General features: G+C 70.3%; 10 protein-coding genes. 4 read left to right on the forward strand and 6 right to left on the reverse strand.

Annotation, left to right across the window (positions count from 1 at the left end):
- Nucleotides 1-117: 117 nt before the first annotated feature.
- The 3 genes from ACFQ7F_RS43195 to ACFQ7F_RS43205 are packed head-to-tail and all read right to left on the reverse strand — an operon-like array spanning nucleotide 118 to nucleotide 3,118.
- Complete coding sequence (locus ACFQ7F_RS43195; RefSeq protein ID WP_383284285.1) at nucleotides 118-981, reverse strand: heme ABC transporter ATP-binding protein; 864 nt, start codon at nucleotides 979-981, stop codon at nucleotides 118-120.
- 14 nt (nucleotides 982-995) lie between these two features.
- Nucleotides 996-2,087 carry a FecCD family ABC transporter permease gene (locus ACFQ7F_RS43200; protein ID WP_383284309.1) on the reverse strand — a complete coding sequence of 364 codons (1,092 nt, stop codon included), beginning with the start codon at nucleotides 2,085-2,087 and terminating at the stop codon, nucleotides 996-998.
- Between the two features lie 5 nt (nucleotides 2,088-2,092).
- On the reverse strand, nucleotides 2,093-3,118 hold the full coding sequence (locus ACFQ7F_RS43205) for a hemin ABC transporter substrate-binding protein (protein WP_383284288.1): 1,026 nt from the start codon (nucleotides 3,116-3,118) through the stop codon (nucleotides 2,093-2,095).
- Nucleotides 3,119-3,284: 166 nt separating this feature from the next.
- Between ACFQ7F_RS43205 and ACFQ7F_RS43210 the strand changes: the two genes are divergently transcribed.
- The 3 genes from ACFQ7F_RS43210 to ACFQ7F_RS43220 all read left to right on the forward strand — a co-directional run bounded on the left by ACFQ7F_RS43210 (nucleotide 3,285) and on the right by ACFQ7F_RS43220 (nucleotide 7,075).
- Entirely contained in the window at nucleotides 3,285-4,772 is a 1,488-nt protein-coding gene (locus ACFQ7F_RS43210; protein ID WP_383284291.1) for an HtaA domain-containing protein, read from the forward strand.
- A gap of 70 nt (nucleotides 4,773-4,842) precedes the next feature.
- Nucleotides 4,843-6,345: an HtaA domain-containing protein gene (locus tag ACFQ7F_RS43215; RefSeq protein ID WP_383284294.1), complete on the forward strand. Its 1,503-nt coding sequence runs from the start codon at nucleotides 4,843-4,845 to the stop codon at nucleotides 6,343-6,345.
- Between the two features lie 46 nt (nucleotides 6,346-6,391).
- On the forward strand, nucleotides 6,392-7,075 hold the full coding sequence (locus ACFQ7F_RS43220) for a PhzF family phenazine biosynthesis protein (protein ID WP_383284297.1): 684 nt from the start codon (nucleotides 6,392-6,394) through the stop codon (nucleotides 7,073-7,075).
- 274 nt (nucleotides 7,076-7,349) lie between these two features.
- On the opposite strand, the gene ACFQ7F_RS43225 is transcribed toward ACFQ7F_RS43220, so the two are convergent.
- Both ACFQ7F_RS43225 and map read right to left on the reverse strand, forming a co-directional pair.
- Nucleotides 7,350-8,006, reverse strand: coding sequence for a heme oxygenase (biliverdin-producing) (locus tag ACFQ7F_RS43225; RefSeq protein WP_383284300.1), 657 nt, complete (start codon nucleotides 8,004-8,006; stop codon nucleotides 7,350-7,352).
- Nucleotides 8,007-8,171: 165 nt separating this feature from the next.
- The gene (gene map / locus ACFQ7F_RS43230; RefSeq protein WP_383284303.1) at nucleotides 8,172-9,029 is read right to left on the reverse strand and encodes a type I methionyl aminopeptidase; all 858 of its coding nucleotides are present in this window, start codon (nucleotides 9,027-9,029) and stop codon (nucleotides 8,172-8,174) included.
- A 79-nt stretch (nucleotides 9,030-9,108) separates the two neighbouring features.
- On the opposite strand from map, the gene ACFQ7F_RS43235 reads away from it, so the two are divergent.
- Complete coding sequence (locus ACFQ7F_RS43235) at nucleotides 9,109-9,342, forward strand: hypothetical protein (RefSeq protein WP_383284306.1); 234 nt, start codon at nucleotides 9,109-9,111, stop codon at nucleotides 9,340-9,342.
- Nucleotides 9,343-9,361: 19 nt separating this feature from the next.
- On the opposite strand, the gene ACFQ7F_RS43240 is transcribed toward ACFQ7F_RS43235, so the two are convergent.
- Complete coding sequence (locus ACFQ7F_RS43240) at nucleotides 9,362-10,633, reverse strand: MFS transporter (protein ID WP_383284312.1); 1,272 nt, start codon at nucleotides 10,631-10,633, stop codon at nucleotides 9,362-9,364.
- Nucleotides 10,634-10,906 lie beyond the last annotated feature (273 nt).

Consider the following 10,906-nt stretch of genomic DNA (forward strand, 5'->3'; position numbering starts at 1 on the left):
GGCTGAAGACTTTCAGCCCGTCCGGCGATTGAGGACATCTTGTAAGGGGGTCCAGGGGGCGGAGCCCCCTGGTTTCGGGAAGGGGCGGGATTGGGGAGAGCCCCGCAGGGCCCGCCCTCACCCCCGCACCGGCGCCACCAACGGAGCCCCCGTCCGCGGATGCGGAAACACCTCGACCGGCTGCCGGTAGACCTCGCTCAGAAGCTCCCCGGTGAACACCTCGCCGGGAGGCCCCTCCGCAGCGAGCCCCCCACCCCGCAACACCGCCACACGATCCGCGTACGCCGCCGCAAGCCCCAGATCATGCAGCACCACCACCACCGCGTCCCCGGCAGCGGCCCGATCCCGGCAGATCCGCAGGACCAGCTCCTGATGCCGAAGATCCAACGCCGCCGTCGGCTCATCGAGCAGCAACAGCGGCGCCCGCTGCGCAAGCACCCGCGCGAGGGCGACCCGAGCCCGCTCCCCGCCGCTCAGCGCGGAGAAGGGGCGCGAGGCGAACCCGCCGACCTCCGTCGCTGCCATCGCCTCCCGCACGACACGATCGTCGTCGTCCTCAAGGGCCGTACCGGCCCAGGGCGCACGCCCCATCCGTACGACGTCCTCCACCCCGAAAGGGAAGGAGAGCGCGGCGGACTGCGGCAACACGGCCCGCCGCAGGGCGAGTTCGCGGGCGGGCCACTCCGTCACGGGCCGCCCGCAGACACGTACGAGCCCCTCGTCGGCCGGGAGATCCGCGGCAAGGGCGGCCAACAGGGTCGACTTCCCCGCCCCGTTGGGCCCGACCAGGGCAAGCACTTCCCCCGCCCGCGCGGTCAGGGACACTCCGGCAAGGACCTCGCGCCCCCCGAGCCGCACCACGAGCCGCGACGTCTCGGCGAGCGCGTCGCCAGGGGAGACGGGCCCCGGCAGAGCGCGCCCCCCACCGGAGGAGAACAGCCGATGGGCGATCCACCCGATCAGGCCCGACCCCCTTGTCATGACCGACCCCCTCGTCATGCCCAACCCCCGTGCTTACGACGGGTCCTGCGCAGCAGCCAGAAGAAGAACGGGCTCCCGAAGAGCGCGGTGAGCACCCCGAGCGGCAGCTCCGCGGGCGCCGCCACCGTCCGCGCCGCGAGATCCGCGCCGACAAGGACGACCGCCCCGCCAAGCGCACTGCCCGGCACGAGGAAGCGATGCCCCGGCCCCGCCGCCATCCGCAGCAGATGCGGGACGAGGAGACCGACGAACGTGATGATCCCGGCGACGGCCACGGCGGCGGCGGTCAGCAGCGCCACCACAAGAACAAGGACGAGCCGCAGCCGCTCGACGTCGACCCCGAGATGCCGCGCGGGCCGCTCGCCGAGCGCGAGGAGGTCCAACTTCCGTGCGTACAGCGGCGCCACGGCAAGACCGGCCACCGCGCACGGCAGTACCGCGAGCACCTTCGGCCACGTCGCCCCGGCGAGCGAGCCGAGCTGCCAGAAGGTGATCTGGGTGATCTGCGCGTTGTCCGCGAAGAAGATGCAGAGGCCGATCAGCGCCCCCGCGAAGGCGTTCACCGCGATCCCGGTGAGGATGAGGGTGACGACCTCCGTACGCCCGCCGTTGCGCGAGAGGACGTACACGAGAAGCACGGTGGCGAGCCCGGCGACGAACGCGCAGACCGTCACGGTCCAGTTCCCGAAGAAGCTGAGGCCGAGCGCGATCGACGCCACCGCGCCGACGGCCGCGCCCGCCGAGATCCCGATGACGCCGGGCTCGGCGAGCGGATTGCCGAACACGCCCTGCATGAGCGCCCCCGCGCAGCCGAGCGACCCTCCGACGAGCAGCGCGAGCGTCACGCGCGGAAGGCGCACGTTCCACAGGACGCTCTCGGCGACCCGGTCAAGGGCGCTCCCGCCGATACCGATCCGGTGCTGCACGGAACTGAGGACGTCCCCGAGCGGGATGTCGTACGCGCCGATGCCGGCGGAGAGGAGGCAGAGGAGTACGAGGGCAGCCGTGAGCCCGATGGTCAGGGAGACGGCCCCGCCCCGTCGGCGGCTCCGCGGAACCGGCGGCTCCACGTCGGTGGACCCGCCATCCTCCGCCGCCTTGGTCAGGACGGTCACTTCTTGCTCCCGTTGGAGTTCCCGTACAACTGCTCCACCAGGGACTTCAGGACCTGGTCCGTACGCGGCCCGTAGTTCAGGAGTACTCCGTCGTCGATCGAGACGACGCGGCGGTCGAGCCCGGCCGGGGTCTCGGCGACACCCGGCACCTTGAGGAGCCCGTCCACGCCGTCCACCGATTCGAGCCCCTTGGACATCACCAGGATCGCGTCCGGCGCCGCCTTGGCGAGCGCCTCGCTCGTGATCGCCGTGAAGTCCTTCTTCAGACCTGACGCCTTGCCCGCGTCGACGGCGCCCGCCGCCTCCAGGAGCGAGCTCGCGCCGGACTCACGGCCGCCGAGCAGATAGACGGATGCGGAGCCGCGCAGGTAGAGGAAGGCGACCCGGGGCTTCTCGGTGCGGGCGGACGCCGGGATGGAGTCGCGCACCTTCGAGATGCGTTCCCGCGTACGGGACTTGAGCTCGTCGCCCGACTTCTCGACCCCCAGTGTCCTTGCCACCGCGTCGATCCGGGGGCCCACGTCGTCGAGGCCCTTCGCCGCGTCGAATACGACCAGCGGGATGCCCGCGTCACGTATCTGGTCGATGGCCTCCGCGGGCCCCGTCGTGGTGTCCGCGAGGACGACCGTCGGCTTCAGGGAGAGGACGCTCTCCGCCGATACGTCGTGCGCGCGTGTCACCACCGGCAGCTTCTTCGCCTGCGCGAAGGTCGCGGTGATGTCGCGTGCCACGACGTTCTTGCCGAGCCCGAGCGTGAAGACGATCTCGTTCAGGCTGCCGGTGAGCGGCACGATCCGGCTCGTGTCCTTGACCGTCACCTTCTTGCCGTCTGCCGATGGGACGGTGGCGGGGAGCGCGGGGTCGGGGCGGGACTTCAGCGGCTCGACCCGGTCGGGCGCGGAGGCCGCCGCCTTCGCCTTCGGGGACGTGTCGCCGCCGTCGCCCGACGATGATCCACAGCCCGTGATGGCCAGGGCGAGAACGGCGGTCCACGCGCCGGCGATACGGAGTGAGCGCGGCATACGCACCGAAGTCCACCGTCCTGTCGTGCTGTTGAGGTCTGCTGCCCGGTCTGCTGCCGGTCTGCTGTGAGGCGTTTGGGGCGCGGGTGGCCGGGATGGGGGTTCCAGCCGGAGTGATCGTAGTTTAGGTTAGCCTTACCTTATTAGCTACACCTGGAGGGGTCCCATGCCGCCGTCAAGACAGGCGCGAGCCAGCGCTCGCGCCGGAGCCGTGGCCGTGCTCACCGCACTCGCCGGAGCACTGCTCCCGGCGGGCGCCGCGCACGCCGAGGACCGCACGGTCCAGGGCGGACGGCTCGACTGGGGCATCAAATCCTCGTTCCAGAGCTACGTCACCGGGCCGATAGCCCAGGGGAGTTCGACCCTGCAGGGCGGCGCCGCCACGGTCGGCGGCAGCCAGTTCCGCTTCCACTCGGCGAAGGGTTCGTACGACCCGGACAGCGGGGCCTTCAGCGCCGGGTTCTCGGGTGGGGTGCATTTCCTCGGCCACAAGAAGGGCGGCTCGTACGAGCTCGACCTCACCATCAGCCGCCCCACCGTCAAGATCTCCGGCGGCTCCGGCACGCTCTACGCCGACATGGTCAGCAAGGAGAAGGGCACGGGCAAGGTCACGTCCAACGCCCAGGTGCCCCTTGCCACCCTCGGTATGTCCGGCATCAACATGAAGGGCGGCTCAGGACCGATCGCCCTCAACAACCTCCCCGCGACACTCACTTCCCAGGGGGCCAAGGCCTTCGCCGGGTACTACGCGGCGGGCACCGAGCTCGACCGCGTGACCCTGTCGACGGACCTCACGGCGAAGTCCGGCTCCGACAAGCCGTCGAAGAAGCCCTCGCCGAAGTCCTCGCCGAAGTCCTCCGAGTCCGAGAAGTCCGGGAAGACGAAAACGAAGGCGGGCCGGATCGAGGACGCCGCCGTCGACTGGGGCGTGCGCCGCACCTTCCGGGAGTACGTCACCGGATCCATCGCCAAGGGCGAGTGGAAACTGACGGCCGGAGCCGAGGACGGCGGCGCGCTCTTCCGCTTCCCCCAGGGCGAGGGAACGTACGACAAGAAGAAGCAGACCCTCGACGCGGACTTCGCGGGAGCGGTGCGCTTCACCGGTGAACACGGCCTCGACCTCGCGCTGAGCAAGGTCGCCGTCGAGGTGAAGGACGGCAAGGGCACGCTCTTCGCGGCCGTCGACAGCAAGGGCGGCAAGGGTGACAAGGGCGGCAAGGGTGACAAGGGCGTCTCGCTGAAGAAAGCCTCGCTGATCACCTTCGAGGCCGGGGCCAAGGAGCTGAAGCCGAAGGACGGGCTCGTCTCCCTCACCGAAGTGCCCTCCAAGCTCACCGCTGACGGCGCCAAGGCGTTCGGCGGCATGTACAAGGCGGGCTCCGACATGGACCCGCTCTCGCTCGCCGTCGCCCTCGACGCCGACGCGAAGCTGCCCGCGCTGCCGGACCTCGGCTCCTCCGCGAGCCCGACGCCGCAGGCGAAGAAGGCCGACCCGAAGACCGAGAACACCGCTTCGGACACCTCCGACTCGTCGTCGCCCGCTGTGCCGATCGGCATCGGTGCGGTCGTGGCGGTGCTGCTCGCAGCCGCGGTCACGTTCGGGGTCGTACGCAAGAAGCGTGCGGCGACCGGCGCGACCGGCTCGGATTCCTGACCCTCGCGGGTCCTTCCCTCTCTGCCTACTCGTCTCTCACGTCTCTCATGTCTCAAGGAGAAGCCTGATCATGGCCGCCACCCGTCGTCCCATAACCCTCGCGGCTGCCGTCGCGACCGCCGTCACGCTCGGCGCGACCGCCCTCACCCTTCCGGCGCTCGCCGCCGATGGCGGTGCCGCCGCCGCACCGAAGGCGGAACTGAAGGACGGCACGCTGGACTGGGGCTTCAAGGAGTCCTTCCGCAAGTACGTCGCGGGCAGGGCCGCGGGCAAGATCGAGGCCACGGACGGCGCCAAGCAGGCCGCCGACAACGGGGTGTTCACCTTCACCGACGGCAAGGGGACGTACGACACCGGGACGCACGCCACCGACGTCGCCTTCAAGGGCGGTGTCCGCTTCTCGTCGACGGCCCACGGCTTCGACATCAAGGTCTCCGACGTGAAGGTGAGCACCAAGGGCACGAGCGGTGCCATCCAGGCCGACGTCAGCCTCAACGGCACGGCCCAGAACGACATCGACCTCGCCAAGCTCGACCTGACCGGCATCACGCCCGGCACGGGCGAGGGCGGCGCGATGACCTACAAGGACATCCCGGCGACGCTGACGGCGGACGGCGCCAAGGCGTTCAACGGCATGTACAAGGAGGGCGACAAGCTTGACCCGGCCACCCTCTCGGTGAAGGCGGGCGGCGCCCCGACCGAGAAGCCGACCGAGAAGCCGACCGAGACGCCCAAGCCGACGGGCAAGCCCACCAAGACGCCCAAGCCGACCGACAAGCCCACCCGGACCCCGAAGCCGACGGGCACACCCACCGCGACCCCGAAGCCGACGTCCGGCACCGAGCGGCCCGCGGGCGAGGTCCACGACGGCTCCCTCGCCTGGGGCGTGAAGGAGAGCTTCCGCCGCTACATCGAGAGCGGCGGCGGCGCCACGCTCTCCGGTGGTGCCGAGAAGAACGACAACGGCTACGACTTCCCGTACGCCAAGGGCGATGTGGACAGCGACGCGAAGAAGCTGACCGCGTCCTTCGGCGGCGCCGTCCGCTTCCAGTACAAGGCGCACGGCATCGACATGAAGTTCAGCGACATCAAGGTGGCGGCGAACGGCACCAAGGGCACGCTGACCGTGGACGTCACCACACCCAAGGGCAAGAACAACGACGTGAAGTTCGCGACGCTCGACCTCTCCAAGGCGTCGTACACGGCGAAGGACGACGTCGTCGTGCTCGACAAGGTGCCCGCGGCGTTCACGGCGGCAGGCGCGAAGCAGTTCGCCAGCGACGAAGCGCCGTCCAGTTACAAGAAGGGCGACGCGATGGACCCGGTGACGGTGGCGCTCTCGGTCGCCGACGGGGCTCAGCTGCCGGGTGGCAGCGGCGGCACCGGCGGATCCGGTTCCACCGGCGGGGGTTCGGCGGCGCTCGGTGGCGGCGGTTCGGTCGGCGGCGGTACGGGGGGCTCGTTGGCGTCCACCGGTTCGTCGGTGCCGACGGGTGCGCTGCTCGGGACCGCGGGGGCGATCGCCGTCGCCGGCGCCGGGGCGGTGTTCGCCGCTCGCCGCCGGACTTCCTGAGGACTTACGGGGTTTCCCGGGGACTTGAGAATGCTTGAATGCCCAAATGACGCAACAGCCTTCGGAACTGCTCTCGGAACTTCCTGACGGCCTCGACGTACTCCGGGTGTTCTGCGGGCCCGACGGTCGGCACGGCAATGAGCTGGGTGTCGTGCGCGACGGGGCCCGCGTCCCCGGGCGGGGCGAGCGGCAGGGGATCGCCGCGAAGCTGGGTTTCAGCGAGACGGTGTTCGTCGACGATCCTGAGCGCGGGGTCATCGACATCTACACCCCCACGCTGCGACTGCCCTTCGCCGGGCACCCTTGCGTCGGTACGTCCTGGCTGCTCGATGTTCCTGGACTGATCACGCCCGCAGGGGTGGTGGAGGCCCGCCAGGACGGGGAGTTCAGTTGGATCGCGGCGCGGCCGGAGTGGGCGCCGGGGCGGACGTTGCGTTCGTACGGGAGCCCGGCCGAGGTGGACGCGCTCGCGGTGCCTCCGCAGGGGGAGTGGGTGTACGCGTGGGCGTGGGAGGACGAGGCCGCGGGCCGGGTCCGGGCCCGGGGCTTTCCCGGCCGTGACGACGGCATCCGGGAGGACGAGGCCACGGGGGCGGCGGCGTTGCTGTTGTGCGCTGAGCTGGGCCGGGCGCTGAACATCACGCAGGGGCGTGGGTCGCAGATCCTTACCGCGCCTGCGCCGGGTGGGTTGATCGAGGTGGGGGGCCGGGTCCGGCTCGCAGGGGGCTGAGGTTGCCTCCGGCGGTTTCTTCCCCGATCCCGCCCCTACCCGAATCCCCCGGCTCCGCCGGCCTGTGCTTGCCGTCATCACCGGCTTCGCCGAGTTCGTCCTCAATCTCCCCCAAGCTCTTAATGAGCAGGGGGGACCCCCTCGACGGGCTGAGATTCTTTCAGCCGTCCGGCGTTTGAGGACCGGGGTCTGGGGCGGAGCCCCTGCGCGGCGGAGCCGCCATTAGATGCAGCCGGGAAGGGGCGGGATTGGGGAAAGCCCCGCAGGGACCGCCCTACGCCGACAGCGGGAACTCGTCCCCCAGCTCACGGAACACCCCGGTGTTCAAAGCGAAAGCGCGCTTGCACTCGTCCACGATCCGCTGCCTCTCCAACTCGTCCGGGACCACCTCTCCCAGACCGTCGAGCAGCTCCCGATAACCCCGCTTGAACGCGGCCGGGTTGGCGATCCCCTCGAAAACGTAGAACCGCACCCCGTCGCCCTTCCGGGCAAATCCCCACGTCTGCTCGGCCTTGCCGCGGATGATCTGGCCGCCGGAGAGATCGCCGAGGTAGCGGGTGTAGTGATGGGCCACGTAACCCCCGGGCCACTCCTGGGCGCACTCCGCGACCCGTGCCGCGTACGCGGCGGTGGCGGGCAGTGGGGTGGCGGAAGACTGCCAGCCCGCACCCCGCAGGTGCGCGAGGTCCCGCTCGAGCTCCGCGACGCGCAGCAACTCGGGCTGAATGAAAGGGCCGGCGATCGGATCGTCCCGCAGCGCCGCGGCGCCCTCCTCGAGGGCGCGGTACACGAACCACAGCTGTTCCGTGTAGCGCGCGTACGCGTCGACGCCCAGCTTGCCGCCGAGCAGGTCGCTCATGAACGTCGAGGTCTCCGCCTCCGTGTGCTGCTCGTGCGAGGCGGTGCGGATGACCGTGGAGAACGGATCCATGAGGGACCTCCGAAGCCGAAGATAGCGGGAAAGCCGAAGAAAGACCGAAGAAAGGCGGGAACCAGTACGACCGCTACCGATCATCCAAGTTAGGCTTACCTAAGTCAACTGGTTCCCGACGCCCTGTCGGTAAAATCTGTCGGTGAAAAAGTACCCGCTCAGAGCTCAGGGAAGCGTAAGGATCTCCGCCCCGCTGTCCGTCACCACGAGCGTCTCCTCGAACTGCGCCGTCCGCTTGCGGTCCTTCGTCACCACGGTCCAGCCGTCGTCCCACATGTCGTAGTCGTACGAGCCGAGGGTCAGCATCGGCTCGATGGTGAACGTCATGCCGGGCTTGATCATGGTCGTCGCGTGCGGGCTGTCGTAGTGCGGGACGATCAGACCGGAGTGGAAGGACGTGTTGATGCCGTGGCCGGTGAAGTCGCGCACGACGCCGTAGCCGAAGCGCTTGGCGTACGACTCGATGACACGGCCGATGATGTTGATCTGGCGGCCGGGCTTGACCGCCTTGATGGCGCGGTCGAGCGACTCGCGCGTCCGCTCCACCAGGAGCCTGGACTCCTCGTCGACGTCCCCGACCAGGTACGTGGCGTTGTTGTCGCCGTGCACACCGCCGATGTAGGCGGTCACGTCGAGGTTGATGATGTCGCCGTCGTTGAGGACGGTGGAGTCCGGGATGCCGTGGCAGATGACCTCGTTGACGGAGGTGCACAGCGACTTCTGGAAGCCGCGGTAGCCGAGCGTGGACGGGTAGGCGCCGTGGTCGCACATGTACTCGTGGGCGACGCGGTCCAGCTCATCGGTGGTCACGCCGGGCGCGATGTGCTTGGCGGCCTCGGCCATCGCGCGCGCGGCGATACGGCCCGCGGTGCGCATCAGCTCGATGGTCTCGGGGGTCTGCACCTCTGGCCCCGTGTACGGGGTGGGCGCGGGTTTCCCCACGTACTCCGGGCGCCTGATGTTTCCCGGAACGGGGCGGATGGGGGAGAGCTCCCCCGGGACGAGTAGTGACTGGCCAGACATGCCAGCGAGTCTAACCAGCGGTGGTGGGGCAGCATGGCGAAGAGAGAGCGGGACCCTGCGGTACTGAGAGGAGCGGGTCATGGCCCTGTTCAAGAAGCGCACCGTCGGAAAGCCGGGCGAGTGGTACTACTGCCTGGAGCACCAGAAGGTCGAGGAGGGCCCCGACTGTCCGGGCAAGGACCGCTTCGGTCCCTACGCGTCCCGCGAGGAGGCCGAGCGGGCGATGCAGACCGCCGCCGAGCGGAACCTGGAGTGGGAGACCGACCCGAAGTGGCACGACAAGGACGCCGGAGGCGAGAGGGACAACGCCTGATCCCCCGCCGGGCGGCCCGTCACCCGGCGGCGGACACCTCCCGGCGCCGGGCCGCGTCCTCGTCCGTGCTCGCGTCGTACGAAAGCAGCTTCGGCAGCACCGCTGTCAGCGCGGCGACCGAGGCCACGCAGGCGAGGCCGCCCGACCAGATGGCGGTGCGGGTGCCGGTCCAGCCGGCGGCGGCCCCCGCGCGCACCTGGCCCAGCTGCGGGCCGACGCTGTAGGAGAGCACCTCGATGCCCGCGAGCCTGCCCCGCAGCTCGTCCGGGATCGTCTGGTTCCAGATCGTGGAGCGGCCGAGCCCGCTGAGCATGTCGCCCGCGCCCGCGAGCGTCAGGCACACGAGCACCAGCCAGATGTTCGCGAACCATCCGGCCGCCATGATCGCGAGCCCCCATCCCGCCGCACCGATCACGACGAGCACCCCGTGCCGCCGTACCCGTGACGTCCACCCGCTGGTCAGGCTGAGCAGCAGCGAGCCGACTGCCCCGGCCGCGTACATCAGGCCGAGCGCCCACTCGGCGTCAAGATCCTCCGCGAGGAACGGGAAGATCGTGTTCGGGAAGGCGAAGAACATCGCCGCCATGTCGATCGCGTACGTGCCGAGCAGCACCGGTCGCGACCACGCGTACCGCGCGCCCTCCGCGAGGCCCCGCAGGGACGGCTTGTCGGCGTCGTGCGCGGGGGGCGCGGGGGCGATACGGGTGCACAGGGCCACGGAGACGGCGAAGCAGGCCACCGTCACCGCGTACGCGGGTGCGTGCCCGGCGTAGGCGACGACCAGGCCCGCCAGCGAAGGGGCGGCGATCGCGCCGACGTTCCAGCGCAGGGAGTTGAGCGCGGAGGCGGCGATGAGCTGGTCGTGCGGCACGATGCGCGCCATGAGGGAGTCGAGCGCGGGGCGTTGCAGCCCCGCGAGTGCGGAGACTCCCGCCGCCACCACGTACAGCGGCCACAGCAGGGGCTCGGGGAGCAGCGCGTTCACGAGCAGCACGGCGGCAAGCAGGCCGAGTCCCGCCTCGGTCAGGAGAATCACCTTGCGCCGGTCCACCGCGTCGGCCAACGCACCCCCGTAGAGCCCGAAGACGATCAGCGGCACCAGCTCGACCGCGCCCATCGCCCCGACGGCGAGCGGCGAGTCGGTGAGGTCCTTGATCTGCAACGGCAGCGCGACCAGAGCCATGAAGCTGCCGAAGGTGGTGACGAGCCCCTGGACCCAGAGCAGCCGGAAGTCACGTGTGGAGCGCCAGGGGGAGAGATCGGGCAATATCGAGGAGAGGGACACGAACAGCCATGCTCAGCGCCACGGGGGTTGCGGGGCAACCGGTTTCTCCGGGCGGGGGCGCCTTGTCTGGCGGGGGCGCCTTCCGCGTAGACGTGGGCCGCCGCCGCTGCGCCGGGCGGGGCGCCTCCTGCGTAGGCCCGGGCCGCTGGGGTGCGTCGGGCGGGGTGGCTTCCTGGCGGGCCTGAACCGCCGCTTCGCGGCGGATATCTCCCGCCCACCCACCCGTTTGCCCTGCGGTGCAGAGTGGACGAAAGGCATGTGACGCGGGGTAATCGGGCG

This window comes from Streptomyces sp. NPDC056486, from assembly GCF_042795295.1.
In the GTDB taxonomy this organism is placed as follows: Bacteria; Actinomycetota; Actinomycetes; order Streptomycetales; family Streptomycetaceae; genus Streptomyces.